At 53.3% G+C, this 20,312-nt stretch carries 16 protein-coding genes and 3 tRNA genes; 15 read left to right on the plus strand and 4 right to left on the minus strand.

Annotated elements, in window-relative coordinates; genetic code table 11:
- Window positions 1–57 precede the first annotated feature (57 nt).
- The 3 genes from carB (at window position 58) to HKT17_RS03635 (ending at window position 4,366) form a co-directional block, all read left to right on the plus strand.
- A complete protein-coding gene (gene carB / locus HKT17_RS03625) occupies window positions 58–3,288 on the plus strand; it encodes a carbamoyl-phosphate synthase large subunit (RefSeq protein ID WP_171097908.1) in 3,231 nt (1,076 codons plus the stop codon).
- Window positions 3,289–3,369: 81 nt separating this feature from the next.
- Window positions 3,370–3,846, plus strand: coding sequence for a transcription elongation factor GreA (greA, locus tag HKT17_RS03630; protein ID WP_008250341.1), 477 nt, complete (start codon window positions 3,370–3,372; stop codon window positions 3,844–3,846).
- Between the two features lie 28 nt (window positions 3,847–3,874).
- Complete coding sequence (locus tag HKT17_RS03635; RefSeq protein WP_105028386.1) at window positions 3,875–4,366, plus strand: DUF4149 domain-containing protein; 492 nt, start codon at window positions 3,875–3,877, stop codon at window positions 4,364–4,366.
- Between the two features lies 1 nt (window position 4,367).
- Here the strand turns inward: HKT17_RS03635 and yhbY are convergent, their stop codons facing one another.
- Window positions 4,368–4,739, minus strand: a complete 372-nt coding sequence (yhbY, locus tag HKT17_RS03640; RefSeq protein ID WP_105028387.1) for a ribosome assembly RNA-binding protein YhbY — start codon at window positions 4,737–4,739, stop codon at window positions 4,368–4,370.
- A gap of 28 nt (window positions 4,740–4,767) precedes the next feature.
- Between yhbY and HKT17_RS03645 the strand changes: the two genes are divergently transcribed.
- The 6 genes from HKT17_RS03645 to glmM all read left to right on the plus strand — a co-directional run bounded on the left by HKT17_RS03645 (window position 4,768) and on the right by glmM (window position 11,297).
- Window positions 4,768–5,403, plus strand: coding sequence for an RlmE family RNA methyltransferase (locus HKT17_RS03645; protein WP_008250353.1), 636 nt, complete (start codon window positions 4,768–4,770; stop codon window positions 5,401–5,403).
- 150 nt (window positions 5,404–5,553) lie between these two features.
- Entirely contained in the window at window positions 5,554–7,476 is a 1,923-nt protein-coding gene (gene ftsH / locus HKT17_RS03650) for an ATP-dependent zinc metalloprotease FtsH (protein WP_240965889.1), read from the plus strand.
- A 172-nt stretch (window positions 7,477–7,648) separates the two neighbouring features.
- The gene (locus HKT17_RS15490) at window positions 7,649–7,900 is read left to right on the plus strand and encodes a hypothetical protein (protein WP_205882489.1); all 252 of its coding nucleotides are present in this window, start codon (window positions 7,649–7,651) and stop codon (window positions 7,898–7,900) included.
- Between the two features lie 191 nt (window positions 7,901–8,091).
- The gene (folP, locus tag HKT17_RS03655) at window positions 8,092–8,928 is read left to right on the plus strand and encodes a dihydropteroate synthase (protein ID WP_171097912.1); all 837 of its coding nucleotides are present in this window, start codon (window positions 8,092–8,094) and stop codon (window positions 8,926–8,928) included.
- A 14-nt stretch (window positions 8,929–8,942) separates the two neighbouring features.
- Window positions 8,943–9,917, plus strand: a complete 975-nt coding sequence (locus HKT17_RS03660) for a GlcNAc-transferase family protein (RefSeq protein WP_171097914.1) — start codon at window positions 8,943–8,945, stop codon at window positions 9,915–9,917.
- A gap of 27 nt (window positions 9,918–9,944) precedes the next feature.
- A complete protein-coding gene (gene glmM, locus HKT17_RS03665) occupies window positions 9,945–11,297 on the plus strand; it encodes a phosphoglucosamine mutase (RefSeq protein ID WP_171097916.1) in 1,353 nt (450 codons plus the stop codon).
- 50 nt (window positions 11,298–11,347) lie between these two features.
- Here glmM and HKT17_RS15495 read toward each other — a convergent pair whose 3' ends face one another.
- Both HKT17_RS15495 and HKT17_RS03675 read right to left on the minus strand, forming a co-directional pair.
- Entirely contained in the window at window positions 11,348–13,984 is a 2,637-nt protein-coding gene (locus HKT17_RS15495; protein WP_205882490.1) for a hypothetical protein, read from the minus strand.
- A gap of 308 nt (window positions 13,985–14,292) precedes the next feature.
- Entirely contained in the window at window positions 14,293–15,180 is an 888-nt protein-coding gene (locus tag HKT17_RS03675) for an FkbM family methyltransferase (protein WP_105028391.1), read from the minus strand.
- Between the two features lie 32 nt (window positions 15,181–15,212).
- On the opposite strand from HKT17_RS03675, the gene HKT17_RS03680 reads away from it, so the two are divergent.
- The 6 genes from HKT17_RS03680 to HKT17_RS03705 all read left to right on the plus strand — a co-directional run bounded on the left by HKT17_RS03680 (window position 15,213) and on the right by HKT17_RS03705 (window position 19,203).
- The gene (locus HKT17_RS03680) at window positions 15,213–16,175 is read left to right on the plus strand and encodes a hypothetical protein (protein WP_171097919.1); all 963 of its coding nucleotides are present in this window, start codon (window positions 15,213–15,215) and stop codon (window positions 16,173–16,175) included.
- A gap of 27 nt (window positions 16,176–16,202) precedes the next feature.
- Window positions 16,203–16,279: transfer RNA gene (locus HKT17_RS03685), tRNA-Pro, on the plus strand.
- Window positions 16,280–16,356: 77 nt separating this feature from the next.
- A tRNA-Arg gene (locus HKT17_RS03690) sits at window positions 16,357–16,433 on the plus strand.
- A gap of 24 nt (window positions 16,434–16,457) precedes the next feature.
- Window positions 16,458–16,533, plus strand: a tRNA-His gene (locus HKT17_RS03695).
- Window positions 16,534–16,622: 89 nt separating this feature from the next.
- Window positions 16,623–16,811 (plus strand): hypothetical protein, encoded by a 189-nt coding sequence (locus HKT17_RS03700; protein WP_171097921.1) that lies wholly within the window; start codon window positions 16,623–16,625, stop codon window positions 16,809–16,811.
- Between the two features lie 298 nt (window positions 16,812–17,109).
- Complete coding sequence (locus HKT17_RS03705) at window positions 17,110–19,203, plus strand: amidohydrolase family protein (protein WP_171097923.1); 2,094 nt, start codon at window positions 17,110–17,112, stop codon at window positions 19,201–19,203.
- A gap of 40 nt (window positions 19,204–19,243) precedes the next feature.
- On the opposite strand, the gene HKT17_RS03710 is transcribed toward HKT17_RS03705, so the two are convergent.
- Window positions 19,244–20,290: a methyltransferase domain-containing protein gene (locus tag HKT17_RS03710; protein WP_171097925.1), complete on the minus strand. Its 1,047-nt coding sequence runs from the start codon at window positions 20,288–20,290 to the stop codon at window positions 19,244–19,246.
- Window positions 20,291–20,312: the final 22 nt, after the last annotated feature.

Below are 20,312 nucleotides of genomic sequence, written 5' to 3' on the forward strand. Positions count from 1 at the left end.
CGCTCTTGTGCAAACCTGTTTGAACCGTATTGAAATTTTTAAAATTAAAGGGAAGTTATGCCAAAGCGTAACGATCTAAAAACAATCCTGATCATCGGCGCCGGCCCCATTGTGATTGGTCAGGCCTGCGAATTCGACTACTCAGGTGCTCAAGCCTGTAAAGCGCTTCGCGAAGAAGGCTATAAAGTGGTGCTGGTCAACAGCAACCCTGCCACCATCATGACTGACCCGGAAATGGCCGATGTTACTTACATCGAACCCATCACCTGGCAGGTTGTTGAGCGCATTATCGAGAAAGAACGCCCCGATGCCGTGTTGCCCACAATGGGTGGTCAAACTGCCTTGAACTGCGCGTTGGACTTGGCCAAGCACGGCGTGCTGGCCAAATACAATGTCGAGTTGATTGGCGCGAAAGAAGAAGCCATTGAAAAAGCTGAAGACCGCTTGAAGTTCAAGAACGCCATGACCAGCATCGGCCTGGATTCTGCGAAGAGCGGTGTGGCCCATTCCATGGAAGAAGCGCTTGAAGTGCAGGCCAGCATCGCCAAGCAGGTTGGCAGCAACGGTTTTCCGGTCATTATTCGCCCCAGTTTTACTTTGGGCGGAACCGGTGGTGGCATTGCCTACAATGCTGAAGAATTCGAAACCATTTGCCGTCGTGGTCTGGAAGCATCCCCCACGAACGAACTGTTGATCGAAGAAAGCCTGATTGGCTGGAAAGAATACGAAATGGAAGTGGTGCGCGACAGTGCAGACAACTGCATTATCGTGTGTTCCATCGAAAACCTGGACCCCATGGGCGTGCACACCGGCGACAGCATTACCGTGGCGCCTGCACAAACCCTGACTGACCGCGAATACCAGTTGATGCGCAATGCTTCCATTGCCATTCTGCGTGAAATTGGCGTGGATACCGGTGGTTCTAACGTTCAGTTCTCGATCAACCCGGCCAATGGACGCATGATCGTGATCGAAATGAACCCGCGTGTATCGCGTTCATCGGCTTTGGCATCCAAAGCCACGGGCTTCCCGATTGCCAAAGTGGCAGCCAAGCTGTCTGTGGGTTACACCCTTGATGAATTGAAAAACGACATCACCGGCGGCTTGACCCCCGCGTCGTTCGAGCCTTCCATCGACTACGTGGTCACCAAGATTCCACGTTTTGCATTCGAAAAGTTCCCCACAGCCGACGACCGCCTGACCACACAGATGAAGAGTGTGGGCGAAGTGATGGCCATGGGCCGCACCTTTCAGGAAAGTTTCCAGAAAGCCCTGCGTGGCCTGGAAGTTGGCGTGGATGGTTTGAATCAGAAAACAACCGATCGCGAAGTGATCGAACGTGAATTGGGTGAACCCGGCCCCGAGCGAATTTTTTATGTGGGCGATGCGTTTGCCCAAGGCTTTAGCCTGGAAGAAGTACACCAGTTGACCAAAATTGATCGTTGGTTCCTGATTCAAATTCAAGACATCGTGGACACGGAACTAGAGCTGGAAACCAAAACGCTGGCGGATCTTTCCGAGCCAGTGTTGCGCTTACTCAAACGCAAGGGCTTCTCTGATCGTCGCTTGGCTTATTTGCTGGATGTGTCGGAAGCTGAAATCCGCAAGCTTCGCCACCAGCACAATGTTCGCCCTGTGTACAAGCGCGTAGACACTTGCGCTGCCGAATTCAAGACCGGCACCGCTTATATGTATTCCACCTACGAAGAGGAATGCGAAGCCGCGCCCACTGACAAGAAAAAGATCATGGTGCTGGGCGGTGGCCCCAACCGAATTGGTCAGGGTATTGAGTTTGATTACTGCTGCGTGCATGCCGCCATGGCACTGCGCGAAGACGGCTATGAAACCATCATGGTCAACTGCAACCCTGAAACGGTTTCTACCGATTACGACACTTCCGATCGCCTGTACTTCGAGCCATTGACGCTTGAAGACGTGCTTGAAATTGTTGCCATTGAAAAGCCCGTGGGTGTGATTGTTCAGTACGGTGGTCAAACGCCATTGAAATTGGCGAAGTCACTCGAAGCCAATGGTGTACCCATTATCGGTACCAGCCCTGAAAGCATCGACATCGCCGAAGACCGCGAGCGCTTCCAGAAGCTGCTGACCAAGCTGAACCTGCGCCAGCCGCCTAACCGCACTGCACGCACTGAAGCCGAGGCCATTGCACATGCCCAGGAAATTGGTTACCCACTGGTGGTGCGCCCAAGCTACGTGCTGGGTGGCCGCGCCATGGAAATTGTGCATGAGCAGAAAGACCTTGAGCGCTACATGCGCGAGGCCGTGAAAGTGAGCAACGACAGCCCTGTGCTGCTCGACCGCTTCCTGAACGATGCGATTGAGGTGGACGTAGACGCCTTGTGCGATGGCCAAACCGTGATGATCGGCGGCGTGATGGAGCACATTGAGCAAGCGGGCGTGCACAGTGGCGACTCAGCCTGTTGCCTGCCCCCCTACAGCTTGTCTGCTGATATGGTCAATGAATTGAAGCGTCAATCCGAACTCATGGCCAAAGCCTTGAACGTGATCGGTTTGATGAACGTGCAGTTCGCGATTCAAAACGACACTGTGTATGTGCTGGAAGTGAACCCACGCGCCTCGCGCACTGTGCCTTATGTGTCCAAGGCCACTGGCAAGCAGTTGGCCAAGATTGCCGCGCGCTGTATGGCCGGCCAAACCTTCGCGGCCCAGGGCGTGACGGAAATTCCCGTACCGAAATATTTCTCGGTAAAAGAAGCCGTGTTTCCCTTTGTGAAATTCCCCGGGGTTGACACTATTCTTGGCCCTGAAATGAAGTCCACGGGCGAGGTCATGGGCGTTGGCCGCACTTTCGGTGAGGCGTTTGTGAAGTCGCAGCTGGCCGCGTCGGTCAAGTTGCCTGAAGGTGGCACCGCTTTCATCAGCGTGAAAACCGAAGACAAGAAGCACACCGTGAAACTGGCCAAAGGCCTGGTTGATCTGGGCTTCAAGATTATTGCAACGCGAGGCACGGCAGCGGCCATTGCTGAAGGTGGCATTGAATGCACCGTGGTGAACAAGGTGCTTGAAGGCCGCCCGAACATTGTCGACATGCTGAAAAACGGAGAAGTGCAGTTGGTGGTGAACACGGTTGAAGAGCGCCGAAGCGCGATTAACGACAGCCGTTACATTAGAACCACTTCACTGAGTTCTCGTGTTACGATCTTCACAACCATGGCAGGTGCACTGGCTTCAGTCGAGGGCATGAAACACCTCGGCGCAATGGACGTTTACAGCGTTCAAAGCCTGCATGCGGAACTCTCCGCTTAATCTGCCTGTCTGAACCTTTAAGCCGTCTCATAGCAATGTTTGCTATCAGGCGGCTTTCCATTTGCAGGAACAACTGAATTTATGGCCACTATCCCATTGACCGTCAAGGGCGCTGAAAAGCTGAAACAAGAATTGCATCGCCTGAAAACCATTGATCGCCCAGCGGTGATCAATGCCATTTCCGAGGCGCGCGCGCAGGGCGATTTGTCGGAGAATGCCGAATACGATGCAGCCAAGGAAAAGCAGGGTTTTATCGAAGGGCGTATTAAGGAAATTGAAGGCAAGATGAGCAATGCACAGATCATCGACCCCACGAACGTAGATGCGGAAGGCCGCGTGGTGTTTGGCGCGACTGTGAAGCTGGAGGACATTGAAGCCGGCGCCACAGTTGAATACCAAATTGTGGGCGACGATGAGGCCGACATCAAAGCTGGCCTGATTTCCATTTCCAGCCCGATTGCGCGTGCCTTGATTGGCAAGTATGAAGGTGATGTGGCCCATGTTCAGGCACCAGGCGGTTTGCGCGAATACGAAGTGCTGGAAGTAAAATACATTTGATGGTTTTTGTTAAAGGGGTGCAATAACAATGACTTGGCGCGGTTTTCGGGGTGCGGAACTGGCGTTCTGGGCAATTTGGCTCGGGGCTTTGTGGTTCATGGCCATTCTGGTTGCGCCGGGCTTGTTCAAATGGTTGCCACGCCCTGAAGCGGGTTTGGTGGCAGGCCGATTGTTTTACATGTTGGCTTTGTATTCCCTGGTGAGCAGCGCTGTGTTGTTAACCTTGTCAAATTTTGCTGGCGAATTGCGCGCAAGTTTGCGGCTGAATGCCTTGATGGCCGTTATTTTGGGGGTCAGCGTGGTTGAGCTTGCCTGGCTTCAGCCCCATATGAATACCTTGCGTGAAGCCATGGCGGGTTTGCAAGGAGACGAGCTTGCGGCCATGCGTAGCCAGTTCGGCAACATGCACGCCATTTCAAGCGTGCTGTATTCCGTCAAGATGATTGGTGCGCTGGTGTGGGGCTTGAACCGGTTTGGTGTCACAAAGGACAATAAGCCAGCCTCGATTCCAAAGGCTTGAGTTAGTCTTTGGAAACAAACTGACGCTTGGTTTGGCGTGGACCTTTGGGTTTTGGTCGGCTTTTTGCCTTGGCTTTTTCGGAGTCTTCTGCTTTGGGGCGGAACAACACCAGCAACTTGCCAATGTGTTGAACCAAGGCTGCGCCAGTTTCATCGCAAATGGCTTGCGCATATTCAAGGCGGGCTTCCCGGTCGTCGCCAGCCACGCGTACCTTGATCAGACCATGTGCATTCAGGTTCATGTCGATTTCTTTGACCACATTGGGTGTTAAGCCCTTGTCGCCAATCAAAACTACCGGATCCAATGCATGGGCCTGGGCTTTAAGCGCCTTTTTCTCGGCGGGTGTCAGGGTTACAGCTGCGGTGTCCGTCATATTAATTTTTCACTCGGTTGGGTAATCGGTGGCTAAAAAGAAGAAACTCAATAAAAACTGGTTGCATGACCACATCAACGACCCATACGTGAAAATGGCCACGAATGCGGGTTATCGCGCCCGTGCGGCCTTCAAACTGAAGGAAATCGCCGAGCCAGAAGGGTTGTTGAAGCCAGGCATCAAGGTGGTCGACCTGGGCAGCGCGCCGGGAAGTTGGTCGCAGGTGCTTCGGGAAGCCTTGGTTGGGCCCGGGGGTGTCATCAATGGCCGTATTATCGCACTGGATCTGCTTCCAATGGAACCAATTGCGGGTGTTGAGTTCATTCAAGGGGATTTTCGCGACGAAGCCGTGCTCGAAGACCTGAACCAGCGCTTGGGTGGCGAAAAGCTGGATCTGGTGGTTTCCGACATGGCGCCCAATCTTTCCGGTGTGGCTGCAGCCGATTCAGCCCGAATTGAGCATGTGTGCGAGCTGGCCATTGATTTTGCATTGAATCACCTAAAGCCCAATGGGGCGCTGATCGTGAAGATTTTTCATGGGTCTTCCTACAGCAACATTGTGCACCAGATGAAGCAGGTGTTTAAAAGCGTGTCGCCGCGCAAACCCAAGGCCTCACGAGACCGTTCTCGTGAAACCTTTTTGCTTTGCAAGGGTCTTAAATAGGTATTTTGCAGCATCATGATCCAGGCGATTGCGATTGTTAATGCACACCATGAAATAGTGTGATGGCGTATTTCATTCGCTTGGGTTTAAAATGGATAACCTGCCCCCATTTCCCTAGGGTGGTGGCAGAGTCCTCGAGGAGAAGTGGCATTGAATAATTCGTTTTCCAAAGCAGCAGTCTGGTTGGTTGTAGCGCTGGTGCTCTTTACTGTGTTCAAACAGTTTGAAGGGCAACAAACACGCTCCAACGAAATGACCTATTCCGAGTTCATGCAGGATGCGCAAAATGGACGCATCAAGAGCGTGATCGTTGAAGGGCGTGTGGTTCGCGCCCTGACTACCGATGACCGTGAGCGAGTGGTTTATTCGCCTGGCGACATCTGGATGGTCGGTGACCTGCTGAAGTACGGTGTGCAGGTGCGCGCCAAGCCCGAAGAAGAGCCATCGCTGTTGATGAGCCTTTTCGTGAGCTGGTTCCCCATGTTGCTGCTGATTGGTGTGTGGATCTTCTTCATGCGTCAAATGCAGGGCGGTGGCAAGGGTGGTGCATTCAGCTTTGGTAAAAGCCGCGCCAAATTGCTCGATGAGAATACCAACCCTGTTACCTTTGCGGACGTTGCAGGTTGCGACGAAGCCAAAGAAGACGTCCACGAGCTGGTTGAATTCCTGAAAGATCCCACCAAGTTCCAGAAGCTGGGTGGCCGAATTCCCCGTGGTGTGTTAATGGTGGGTTCACCAGGTACGGGTAAAACCTTGCTGGCCAAAGCCATTGCAGGTGAAGCCAAGGTGCCTTTCTTCGCAATCTCTGGTTCCGACTTCGTTGAAATGTTCGTGGGTGTGGGCGCGGCTCGTGTTCGCGACATGTTCGAGCAAGCCAAAAAGCAAGCTCCCTGTATTATTTTCATTGACGAAATTGATGCGGTGGGTCGCCAGCGTGGTGCAGGTTTGGGTGGCGGTAACGACGAACGCGAACAAACCCTGAACCAGATGCTGGTTGAAATGGACGGTTTCGATACCAACCAGGGCATTATCGTGATTGCTGCGACCAACCGCCCCGATGTACTCGACCCAGCCTTGCTGCGTCCAGGCCGTTTTGACCGCCAAGTGGTTGTTAGCCTGCCCGATATCCGTGGCCGTGAACAAATTCTGAAAGTGCACATGCGCAAAATCCCAATGTCGCCAGACGTGGATGCATCTGTACTGGCCCGTGGTTGCCCCGGTTTCTCGGGTGCTGATTTGGCCAACCTGGTGAATGAAGCCGCTTTGTTTGCCGCACGCCGCAATGGCCGTGTGGTTGAAATGAACGACTTTGAAAAAGCCAAAGACAAGATCATCATGGGTGCCGAGCGCCGCAGCATGGTGATGCCCGAAGAGGAGCGCCGCAACACGGCCTACCACGAGTCGGGCCACGCTGTGGTTGCCAAATTGATGACAAAAACCGACCCGGTGCACAAGGTAACGATCATTCCGCGTGGCCGTGCCTTGGGCGTGACCATGCAGTTGCCGGAAGGCGACCGTTACAGCATGGACAAAGAACGCATGCTGTGTACCATCGCCGTGTTGTTTGGTGGTCGTATTGCTGAAGAAATTTTCATGAACCAGATGACCACGGGTGCATCGAATGACTTTGAGCGCGCAACAGCCATTGCCCGCGATATGGTGACCCGTTACGGCATGACCGAGGCTCTTGGCCCCATGGTGTATGCAGAGAACGAAGGTGAGGTGTTCCTGGGCCGTTCAGTGACCAAGACCACGCACATGAGCGAGCAGACCATGCAAATGGTGGATGCTGAAATTCGCAAGATCATTGATTCCCAGTATAAAGTGGCTTGGGATATTCTGGATCAGAACCGTGACAAGGTTCACACCATGGCCAAGGCTTTGCTGGAGTGGGAAACCATTGATGCGGATCAGATTAACGACATTATGGATGGCAAAGACCCGCGTCCACCCTCAACTGGCGGTAGCACACCACCCACGGGTGGTAGCCCAAGCTCCAGTGGTGGCGGTGGCGAGAAGGTTGCTCCTGCGCCTCAGCCTGCACCTGCTGCGATGAGTGTGAAAGCAGATTAAACCCTGCTGGGTTTGTTAAAACTTGAAAGCCGTTGGTTTCGCGACCAGCGGCTTTTTTGTTGACTTCTCGCGAGGCTTGGGTGCTACGTCACCAAGCCTTAAGCAAGTCTTCTGATTGTGGCGCGGCGTTGGTGTGGTCGAGGCTTGGGCGCTGTGCCACCTTGCCTAAGCAATGCTTCTGATCCGGCTTGATGCTTCTGGCTTGGGGCATGCGAAACGCTTAAGCGTCTTCGCATCGGTTCCTAGCGGAACCGCCCCGCGCTACGAAGCCGCCGGGAAGCCTTGCAAAGCCGGCAAGGCGGCACAGTACCCAAGCCTGCCCACCCCGCACCCCGCACCCCGAGGGTCGCCGGCGTTGTCGGCCTCACGCTCAGGTGGCGATACCCTCGCAGCGCAGATCAAGAAAACCTGCCCTTGGTGTTGATTCACCGTCCGCTCGGCGAGGCCGAAAGCGCAGCCCGCCCGCTGTTTAGCGGGTGCGCTTAGGACGGTGAACCAATAACAAGGGGGTATTCAGGTTTTCTGGCGAAAGAGGGTATGCACCTGAGCAAGCTAAGCGGAACAGGTTTTCACCTTTGCCGTAAAATACCAGCACAGCAACTCGCAAGGCAGCACATGGTTCGCACTTGGAAAGCAGGTCGTTTCGAGCTTACCTACACGCACGGCAAGCCTTTGATTATGGGCATCGTGAATGTCACGCCCGATTCATTTTCGGACGGTGGCAAGCACCATAAAACCAGCCTGGCAATTGAGCATGCCCGCAAGCTAGTGGAGCAGGGTGCACAAATTCTGGACATTGGCGGGGAGTCTACCCGGCCGGGTGCTCTGGGTGTTGATGCTGACGAAGAATGGGCACGCGTCGCAGACGTTCTGAAAGAGTTGATGAACTGGAATGTGCCGTTGTCGATTGACACCATGAAAGCCGACGTGATGGCGCGTGCGGTAAATTTGGGTGTGGACATTCTGAATGATGTAAATGGTTTTCGGGATGCTGGTGCGGAAGCTGTGCTTGCGCAATCGAACGCGGGTGCGGTAGTGATGCACATGCAAGGTGAGCCGCGCACCATGCAAAACTCGCCCCAGTACAACCATGTGGTCAACGATGTTGAGGCATTTCTGAACCAACGCATGCTGGCGCTTGAGCAAATGGGTGTGCAGGCAAGCCGTATTCTTGTGGACCCTGGCTTTGGTTTTGGCAAAACACTGCAACACAATATTGATTTGCTGAGGGCAACGCCCCTGTTTTCTACTTTGGGAGCTGGGGTGTTGGTGGGAGTGTCGCGCAAGCGCATGATAGCCGAGCTTACAGGGCAAGCTGACCCTGCTTTGCGCACGGCCGGCTCGGTGGCTGCGGCAACCTACGCGGCGCAACACGGGGCGGCTGTGTTGCGCGTGCATGATGTGCGTGAAACGGTGGAGGCCTTGAAAGTGGCCTTCGCCTTGAATCAATGATGCAGGCGGCCAGCGTGCCCAAGTTGCCCACGATTTACGTGAGCGTTGCGGCATACCGCGAGCCCCACCTTTATTTGACCATTCATCAACTGTTTGCCAAAGCCGCTCACCCACAGCGAATTCATGTGGGTTTGGTGGATCAGTCCGAGCAGTTGAACCCTGCGTGGTTAGGCCAGTTTCCCGCGCGCAAAAACATCAACTATGTGGGCTTGTCGCCCGTGGATTCTCGCGGTGTTAGCTGGGCGCGGTCCATCGCTTTTTCGCTGTACAACGACCAGGATTATTTGCTGCAAATTGATTCTCACACTTTGTTTGATCAAGGCTGGGATGAGTTGTTGATTCAACAACTGCTGCGGCTTCAAGCGACTCACCCCAAGCCGTTGATTAGCACCTACCCGCCAGGTTTCCGGTTTGATGGGCAGGGCAGGGCGGTGGCGGATGAACCTGCAAAATCTGACGAGATATTTTTCATTGAACGCGACCCTGGCAGTGTGTTGACCGCCGAGCGCGCTGTGTTGCAGTTCCGGGTGGTGCGAAAGCGGGCTGAGCAGCCTAATACGACCCACCTGCCGGGTTTTCATGTGGGGGCGTGTTTTTTGTTCACCACGGGCGATTTTACCCAGCAGGTGCCGTACGACCCCTATCTGTATTTTCGGGGAGAGGAACAAAGCCTTTCCTTGCGCGCGCATGCCAAGGGCTATCAGGTGTTTCACCCTCGGCACAATCTGATTCCGCTGTATCACTTGTACAAAGAGGGGGGCAAAGTGGTTGAGGGGCAGCATTGGCACCCCGACATGGAGGCCAAGCGCCACACAGCTTTTGGTTGGTTGCAACAACGGTCCAACGAGCGTACCCATGCCTTGTTCACGCCAGGCGCTGATTTGGGGGTGTATGGGATAGACAACCCGGCGCACCTTGAAAGCTTTTGTAAATTAAGCGGGATTGATTACCTTGGGCGCACTGCAGTTCCCGTAAAATCAGATCAATAAACACCATTCACCTATTGCAGATATTCCATGAGCAGACAATATTTCGGTACCGATGGCATTCGCGGCACGGTGGGGCAAAGCCCCATGGTTCCCGACTTTGTGTTGCGTTTGGGGCAAGCCGCTGGCACGGTGCTGGCCAAACACGAAGGTGATGGAAGGCGCCCACAGGTGCTAATTGGCAAGGACACTCGCGTGAGTGGCTATTTGCTGGAAAGCTGCCTTGAAGCGGGCTTTACTTCGGTGGGTGTGGATGTGGTGATGGTGGGCCCCATGCCTACTGCAGGTGTGGCCTATTTGGCACGTGCCTTGAACATGTCAGCAGGCGTGGTGATTAGTGCCTCCCACAACCCTTACCAAGACAACGGCATCAAGTTTTTCTCGGGAGAGGGCACCAAATTGCCCGATGCCTGGGAGATGGAAATTGAGGCACAACTGGCGTTGAATGCGCCTTGCAAATCATCTGAAGAGTTGGGCAAGGCCAAACGCTTGAATGACGCGGCGGGCCGTTACATTGAATTTTGTAAAGGCACTTTTCCCCGCGACAAACACCTGCGCGGGCTAAAAATTGTGGTGGATTGTGCCAACGGCGCTGCCTACCAAATTGCCCCCGCGGTTTTCCGTGAACTGGGTGCCGATGTGGTGGTGTTGGCTGATCAGCCCGATGGTTTGAACATTAACCGAGGTGTGGGTGCCACTTACCCCGACTTTGTAGCCAGGGCTGTGTTTGAACACAAGGCTGATTATGGTTTTGCGCTGGATGGCGACGCCGACCGATTGATTTGCGTGGACGGCAGCGGTCGAATTTACAATGGCGACGAGTTGTTGTTTGCCTTGGTCGCCGAGCGTTTGCACATGCAGGGCAGGGTGGATGGTGTGGTAGGCACCTTGATGAGTAACCTTGGGCTTGAGCTTGCCTTGAAGCAACTGAATGTGGGCTTTGAGCGCGCCAAGGTGGGCGACCGCTATGTGTTTGAAAAACTGCAGGCCAACGGCTGGCAGTTGGGGGGTGAAAGTTCAGGGCATTTGTTGGTTCTTGACCGCCATTCTACGGGTGACGGCATTGTGAGTGCACTTCAGGTGCTGCGCGCTGTGCGCAACCTTGGCATGCCTTTGGCCGATATTTTAAAGCCAGTGGCCATGCTGCCACAGGTGCTTAAAAACGCTCGCTTGCCCATGGGCTACGACTGGGCGAACGATGTGAAAGTGCAGGGCGTGTGCGAGGCTGTGAAGGCGGAGTTGGGCAGCAATGGTCGTTTGTTGATTCGCCCTTCCGGCACCGAACCTGTGTTGCGCGTGATGGTGGAGACAGCGGACAAATTCACGGCCAATCGTTTGGTCGATTCCATTTTGGCGGCTTTGCCAAAGGCACCCCCACAATAAATTGTGGGGATGCGTCGAGGCGTTCTCAGGCCTGTTGATGTGTGCCGAGTTTAGGCCGGGCTGAGTGTTTGCAGGTGCTCAAGGAAGGGACCAGGTTCTCCCGCTTCGATTGAAGATGAAATTGCTGCGGGCGTTCCAGTCAAAAAGCCTACTGGATCGGGACCGTCTCCAGGTTCACCACCCACGGGGGCGCCACCACCTTGCAGTGAAGACGCGATGACGTCGGGTGCGCCTTCCAACGTGCCTTGAACAAACTCAGGGTTGCTTTGGTCTGGGGTGCCACGCACATCCGTGTAGGCGTCTCCATTCAAGACGGCTTGAATTCTGGGTGCCAGTTCGTCGCTACCCCCTGGTGCCCGGCTGGTCAGGAATGCCTGGCCAGCGCCGGGGCCCTGATCTTCAACCGACGCTAGAAATGCGTCCGTGCCTGCATTGTATTCAGTTACAAACAGGTTCAGGCCTTCATCTACGCCTGTGAATGCGCGCTCCACGCCTTCAACAATTGCGGAGGCAAAGGCTGCGTCTGCGGGTACCAGCCCTTTCACAAGGGATGGAGCGGGCCCATCACCGCCACCGCCACCACCAGCGGCCAGTGCCTCTACGACAGCTGACGGAAAACTCAATACACCGTCTGCAATTGTTAGCACGTCGTTTTCGGTACCAATCACATCCATGTCAGTGAATGCGTCGTCTTCGCCAAAGCCATCATCGCCATCGGGGCCGTTGATGAATGTACCGAAGTCTGTACCGGGGTCGGCATCATCATTTTCACCGTCTACATTACCCACGGCATCGGCTGCCAGAGAAGGTATCGCTTCGACCAGCTGGACTGCGACACCCGCAGTGTCGTCCATGATTTGACCAGCAAAGTTTTGTACTGCGAGATTTGCTGCGGCAAATCCATCCTCGGGGCTACCGCCGTTGGCGGGGTTGCCCGCTTCAAAAGCGGCTTGCATGTCACTTGCAAATTGCTGCTCGGGTGATTGCTCAACTGGATCGCCACCACCGCCTTCTGGGGGTGTGGGTGCGTAACCTTGCGGGTTGATTTCCTGCAAGTTTGCCGCGATGATACCCGCGGCCTCTGCTGCGCGGGTGGCGATGTTGTCGCCACCTGGGCCCTGGTTGATTCGGTCAAATACAACTGCAGTCATGTCTGTCTCCTTAGAATTATTAATAACAGCGAGAGTCACATCGGCGAATTGCCTTTGTGTGGTGGAGATGTCTCGAGAGACGAACCCCATTTCATGGAGGGCAAATGCGCCCAACGCAACCACCGAACTGGCAGTCAGCGTGTCTGTTTGTTGCAGTACTTGAACTAGTGATGTAGAGGGCAAACTGCCATCTCTCACTACATCTGCGGAGCTGAGCAATATGCTTTCGAGGTTTGTTCCGGCTGGCTCTGTGATGAATGCAACTTGTGGAACCACGACTGTTGGAAGGAAAACCTGTCCTCCAGAAGGTGCTGTGGCGTCTCCTGGCTTCACGTCAAATCGCATGGATTCGTTGCCAGTGTTCAGAGCAAGGTTTTCAACAGAAACCCCAGGGGTAATTTGCAATCCTTCCTCGCTGAATACTTTTCGTACAGCTTTTGCAATGTCTTGAAGCGACTGCGCCATGCTGCTGCGGGTCAGGTCCAGCGATAGATCCCGGATTTCCAGGGTAGTGCCCAAATTAACGGAAAACTCTCGAAGCGAAACTCCGTCTTCTCCCGAACCAGAGGAGTCAGGCGCGGTGATGCTGTCCTCCCCTGCGTTGCGCATGTCTTCTTGGATTGAGCGTGTTGAGGCTGCGTTGAGAAGGTTCACATCCTCGATCGACAACAATGGTCGATCTCCACCCGCAAACACCTGGATTTTTGGGTCGAGTACGGTCACTGTCCAGTCCATAAGATCGTCGGTTTGCGTTTCGATCCCAAGGGCTTCAAGGTTTTGAAGTTGAAGCAGTTGAATTCCGAGAGGTGCAATGGTCAGTGAATTGGCATTCAGGAGAATCGGCAGATCTGGACCGTCGGAGTCGGAGTCGGAGTCGGAGTCGGAGTCGGAGTCGGAGTCGGAGTCGGAGTCGGAGTCGGAGTCGGAGTCGGAGTCGGAGTCGGAGTCGGAGTCGGAGTCGGAGTCGGAGTCGGAGTCGCTGTCGGAGTCGCTGTCGGAGTCGCTGTCGGAGTCGCTGTCGGAGTCGCTGTCGGAGTCGCTGTCAGAATCGCTGTCAGAATCGCTGTCAGAATCGCTATCGGAGTCGGAGTCGCTGTCAGAGTCGCTGTCAGAGTCGCTGTCAGAGTCGCTGTCAGAGTCGCTGTCAGAGTCGCTGTCAGAGTCGGAGTCACTGTCGGATTCATCACTTGGTGTTACGGAGCGGCTCGATCCACCCGCGATAACTCCCAGAGTAACGGCTCCCCCCGCCAACGAGCCAAATCCAGCGAGGCCCAACTCGGCACCGAACAAACCTGCCAGCTTCTCAGTTTCCTCACCTGTCTCGTTTTCGAGCAAAACACCGTGTTCTGTTTGCTCTGTCTGGTTTTTTGTTTCTTCCTGCGACAAAACAGCCAGTTTCGGCGGCACAACGATTGGCTTTTCGCTGCCAGATGGTGATATCGGATTGCTCTGACCCGGCAAGCCAAATGACGCAGCGCCGACAGGCGGTGCTGAAGTTGATCGCTCAGTACCCTTTGATTCTGTTTGATCGGTCATTGGACAGGTAGGACTTGTTGTTGTCCAATTGCTACTTGAACTGATCTGAGGTGGATTTTATGTGGGTTTCTGGATTTAACAAATATTGAGGGTGGTTGTTGTTTTTCTTATTATTTTGATAATAAAAATATATTTATTAAACAATCACTTGTTTTGGTTATTAAGAATAATTCTTTGAATGCATGGGAATTTCGTACGTCATAGTTGCTGGAATTTATTTAACAATCTAATGTATTGTACTTATTTGATGCCAACGTAACTTAAGGGAAAACGCTCAGAAAGAAGTAAGAATTAATCCAAGTGTTTTTTTACAGTGGGTATGTGTGATTTGTTCCTTCAGGCAAAGTTATCCAACTGCAAACCTGCAAGTCTTTCGTCGAGTGTTGCAAATAGCGACCTTGGCGAACTTCGTACCTACCATATTGAAAGGTGACGCCGGCGGCCTGCAATTGGTTGGCATATTTCAACGCTGAATCCAGATTATTCTCGTGCGGCAGGTTAAGCGGGGAGTAGTTTTTCGGGTAACCCTCCAGGTAGTATCCCTTCGCGGTTTGAATTGATCCGCGCTCACCTTTCAGCCGGTTTAGGTTCAAGCGAAGGTGAGTGTCGCTGGCACCGCCGCCTGTTTCGCAAGCCACAATGTCGTAGCCCATCAAAATCAGCTTTGCGATCAGCCTGTGAATCGTCTCGCTGTCTGACAATTTATTCGATTCAAATATGATTTGATGAGGCCATTGCTCGGGTGTTGCGTCACTGAAAAAGTCGTTCAGTATCACCGCGTCATGTCCCTCAGTGTCTACTTTCAGCATGAATACGCCCTGAACATCCTGTTGACGCAGCACTGTTTGAAGCCGGTGACAGGGCACCGGTTGACGCATTAGAACCAATTCAGGGGCGATGCCCATTTTGTCCAGCTGCCTGGCGACCGTGGGGTGAGGGGCACCAATCGAATTGCAACCCCTGAGCCAATTGGGCAGACGATGCTTCGCAATCACTTGGGGCGGGATGAAGTAAACCTCCACCGTACCCTCAAAATTGGAAATGGCAGCGTTAATTTTTTTGCAGCCCGGGCGATTCGGAAGCCGATCAAGGTAAAGTGAGATGGGATCAATCGATAGGCCGTGTGCAGCAGGGCCGGCAGCCTGAATCAGGGTGTTGAAGTCGGAGGTGCCAATTTCGATAAAGTCCAGGAACATGGTGTTTTCAGTCAGGTTTTAATTAAAAAATCATGCAAATAAATGGTAATGGTCGATATCTGCCGGGCCAGGTTTTCAGTGTAATCAAGCTGGAACCGCTTGTGTATTTGTTGCTCGGATTGTCTGTTCTTTTAATCCCTGGGGTGTCCGCATGGGCCAGGCCTCATCCCAAAGCACTTTATACCCACAGCGTGGCCGAGGGTGTATTCAGGGTGTTTTATACCACCGAGGGCAAGCATGCTGTTCCAGCAGATGACGTGGACGGCAACGCGGTTCCAGATCGGGTGGACGATATTCTTGTGCAGCTAAAGGCAGCGGATTGGTTTTATCAAACCCAGCTGGGTTTGGTTCCGCCGTTGAAGCGTTCAAGGTACACCCAAAGCGACGGAATCGAAGTGCATGTTCAGCACTTTGATCAGGGCACAGGACTTGCGTTTGATGAACCTACCAAGCCCAACTGGTTTGAGGGTCAGTCCTCTACGGCACCCACGCTCAAAATCAAGATTGGTTCGCAGGTAGACCCTCGCTTGAGCACCACACCTGCACATGAACTGTTTCATGTGTATCAATACGCGTATTCGCCCTTCAAAACCAAGTGGTTCACCGAGGGTATGGCCAGGTGGCTGGAGGAGCCTTTTTCCCGACAGGCTCAGTTCGCAGTGCCTCCATCGCCATCCTCTTGTCGGGAGTTGACAGGCATGGCTTACAACGCAAATGGTTTTTTCGCCCGGCTGGCAGAGCGACAGTTCAAGGGCTTTGATCAGGCAGCCATTTCAGATGAATATCGGCAGTTTGTGTATTCAGATGGCAGCCCAGTGATCAGAATTCAATCGGTTTACAAGTTTCGACCTGTTAAAACATGGCTGGAACGTGCGGCTGAATTGGGAGCGAGGGAATCGCGCAGGCTCGGCGTCGTTGAGGGCAAATGGCCAGAGACACTACAACGCAGCGCCCAATTCGATCTAACGCTGTGCGAGGCCTTGACGAAACCTTGAAATCGACATAGAATTCCGCTTCTTTGTCGGGGCATAGCGCAGTCTGGTAGCGCATCTGGTTTGGGACCAGAGGGTCGAGGGTTCGAATCCTTCTGCCCCGACCACCGAATTTAAAGGATGTTCTATCCTTGTCCAGTGGGTGCTTTCTACCCATTCGCGTGTGCGAGTTACAATGCAAATTCTGCCCGTAGCTCAGTTGGATAGAGCATCGGCCTTCTAAGCCGAGGGTCGGGGGTTCGAACCCCTCCGGGCAGGCCAAGAATTTAGTACCGGTTTACGGTGGCGGTGTTAGCTCAGTTGGTAGAGCAATGGATTGTGATTCCATGGGTCGTGGGTTCGAGCCCCATACATCGCCCCAAATAAAATAAGGACTTAGCGTGAGTGATCCGCTAGGTCCTTTTTCATTTATGATTTCGTTTCGTGTAGTTTGCAGTACAGGCAGTAATCATGACGAAGCGAAATTCGATGAAGCAGGTCGTAAGCCCGGATCAATTGTCAAACCTGGATGAGTTGGTCGTTGACAAGCGTTATGACAAACGCGCGAAAGCCAAGAAAGCGCGACGCAATCGACACTACGAAAAACAGTTTTTGCGCAACGCAGTTACCTCCGGAATTCTTTCTGAAGACCCGGCTTGAGCGATAAGTGACACGGTCAGTGTCAACATCGTGAGTTTGTGTCAGCTAGTCGACATTGGCAAATTCACACCTGTTCTACACTTTCTGAAACACATAGAAAGTGGAGACAGAGATGGGACGAACAGCCTCTTGTTTGGTATGGCTTTGTTTACTTTTCTCCTTGGTAGGTTGCGTCGGTGGCGATGACAACGCCTCGGCGGCTGGAACACGAGTTCAACCCGGGCAAACTGACTCGAGGCTCGATCAATTCAACATTGCCAATCAATGTTTTTCAGTTGCCACAACCGATAGGCGTTTCTTGAATGCAAGCGGCAGCATGTATGGCATCGGTAACGCACCTTCACCCTTCTATTTCAAGCCAAGCCGCTTGGGCCAGTACTTGTTGTTTGACAGCAATGCAAGTTTTTTGGGGCTCTCCAATTCAAACCCTTTTAACCAAGCGCAACTAATCCAGTTTCTTCGAACTGGCACTGATTTTTTGTCAGGTCTTGGTGATCTCGCGGAAGTGATTGAGCCTTTGAAGCCGGTCAGTGATGGCGTGCGTCAGGCTGGTGGGGCTTTGGGCGAGGCCGTCGATCAGCAAAGTGCAGAATCAAGCAGTGATGCAACGCCCTTTGCACAGGCTGAGCCTGGATTTTTAACCGTGTGGGAAATCATTCCCGCATTACAACAGAATTCATTTCGGTTCAGGCAGCTTGTCACCCAACAATTTCTGGCTGTTCAAGGTGAGGGGCTAGCCTTGGTCAGTGGTGAGGCAGAAGCCAGCATGTTTGTGTTGCAGCCGGCTTCGGGATGTGCCGTGTTTCCTGAAGCCGAGTTGAACGCCGCAGGTACACCGTTCAAGGGCACCACTTCGAATGGGGAAGTGGTGGGTTGGGTGGACACGCACATTCACATCGGGGGCAGCGAGGCCTTGGGGGGCAAGCTTGCGCATGGCCGCCCCTTTCACCCTTTTGGCATTACCAAGGCCTTGAACAGTTGTGAAGCTGACCATGGCCCGCAAGGCACCTTGGGTGTATTGGACAACCTGTTGGCCACTGGCAGCCCTGTTAACCAACATGCCACGGATGGTTGGCCCACTTTTAGTTATTGGCCCAACCCAAGATCTCAAACCCATCATCAAACTTATTACGTGTGGATGAAGCGCGCGTGGATGGGTGGGCAGCGCATTATGGTGAATCATTTTGTGGCCAATGAGGTGATTTGCCAGGTGTGGCCTTTGAAAGAACATGATTGCGATGAAATGGAAAGCGTGAAATTACAACGGCAATTGCTGCTGGATTTGGAGGAGTACATCGACGCCCAGGAGGGCGGCCCAGGAAAAGGATGGTTCAGGATTGTTTACGACAGCGCCACGGCGCGTGACGTGATCGCCGACGGCAAGCTTGCTGTGGTGATGGGTATTGAAAACGAAAAGCTGTTCAACTGCGGCGAATTCATGGGCATGCCAGAGTGCACAGAGCAGCAAATTCTGGAGCGATTGGATGAGTTTTATGCGCTGGGTATTCGCAGCGTATTTCCTCTTCATATATTCGACAACGCGTTTGGCGGCACTGAAATTAGCCGCTTCACCAAGGATGCTGCGTTGATGCAGGTGTTCAATGCCGGCAATATTTGGGAAACTGGCCACCCGTTTGCAAGCACCACCTGTGAAGACATTGACAGTGCTGAACCTGCGACAGTGGACAGCAAGGACTACGGTTTGTTTGAATTGGCTTTGCTGCAATTGACCAATACCCCGCCCACTCCCGAAGATGTGCCGGGACGGGAGTGCCAGCGCAATGCCCGTGGTTTGACAAAACTGGGTGATTTTCTAATCGATGCCTTGGCCAAAAAAGGCGTGATTGTTGAGACAGACCACATGGGCGCTCTGTCGCGCAAGCGGGTGTTGGCCATGATGAAGGAACGTGGCCTGCCAGTGGTGTCCGGACACTCCGGCACCATCAGCGCTGCGCGCGATAGCCAGCGCATCGTCGATTCAGGCGGACTTATTTCTAATCTGCCCGACAAACCTTCTCCCACGGCAGTGGACTACATTCAAAAGCTGAGTGCTTTGTATCCAGCTGGCAAAGCACCTGCGAGCGGGTTTGGTTCAGACATCAACGGCATTCACCAGCAGGCAGATCCCCGCTCTGATGCAGTTGAAAAGCCCTTGGTGTATCCCTTCAAATCTCCAATGGGTGATGTGGTGTTTGAGCGCCAGAGAACAGGCGAACGCGTGTATGACTTGAACACCGATGGCGTGGCCCACTACGGCTTGTACCCGGATTACATCGCGGACATGATGATGCAGCCTGGCGGTAAACCTGCTGTGGCCACTTTGTTCCGGTCGGCTGAAGCGTATTTGCAGTTGTGGGAGCGGGTGGAGGAGTTCAGCCGTGCCCGGAAGTAGCACTATTTAGGATGCAGGCCAGCGCAGTTATCCAGTCTGTTCAGCAACAAGCTCCCAACTTTGCTGAACTAATCTCTTGTTCAAATGGCATGGAACTGCCGCATCCCTCAAAAATTCCATAGTGTTTGGAAAAGTCACCGATGAACTGAAAGTGCTCTTTGAAACGGGTGTGTTGCAGCATTCGGAATGTGTTGCCACACACGGGGAAAACCTTGCCGGTTTCCATGAAGTGGTGTTTGTCCAGAAGAAAGCCGTGTGCCTGGTTTTCGCTGGTGCCTCGGTAAATCACTGCTTGGCCGTAGTCTTCACACGCAGTTTCCAAATCGGCCAGCTTGAACAGTCGGTAGGTGGCGGAGTAAAAGCGTGTTTGCCCAACCAATTGACTCAAGCGTTCATCGGTTATGTCGAGCGGGCGGTCTTCGACCAAACGCGGGTCGGTAAAGCCGTTTTGGGTTGCAATCCTCAAGAAGTCGTTCCAGTACATGGCACCCCCCAAACATTCGCCATAGAGCACCGGGTCGCTGGCCACTTGAGGCGCTATTCTGCGATCCGAATACACATCCGAGAAATAAAATTCGCCACCTGGTTTCAGCAGTTCATAGGCTTGGCGCATGACAGCGTCTTTGTCAGGTGAAAGATTGACCACACAGTTCGAAACAATCACATCAAAACTATTTTTCTCCAGACCCAGTTCATCGAGTCGTTCAATGTATCCTTGCAAGAAGGTTACATTGCCGTGCGAGTAGCCAAATTTCTCTCGATGGTATTCAATGTGGCGGTTGGCCACTTCCAGTTGTTCTTCGGTCATGTCGACACCCACCACTTCGCCGGTTTCGCCGACCAGTTGTGCCAGGGCATACACATCACGCCCGGAGCCAGAGCCCAGGTCAAGAATACGTTTTCCTTTCAAGTCTGTTGGGCACACCAAACCACACCCGTAGTAGCGGCTAAGTACTTCGTCGTGAATATTTGACAGCAAGGGTTTCAGCCACGCGGGTATGGATGAAAAATCACAACAAGCTGTGGTTTTCAGATCGCTGCTGCTTTGTAGTTCTTTGCCGTAGTAATTCTTGACTGCGTCGTACATGGTTTGTTTCCGTGAAATTGAA

The sequence above is a fragment of the Limnobacter sp. SAORIC-580 genome, from assembly GCF_013004065.1.
GTDB classification, from domain to species: domain Bacteria; phylum Pseudomonadota; class Gammaproteobacteria; order Burkholderiales; family Burkholderiaceae_B; genus Limnobacter; species Limnobacter profundi.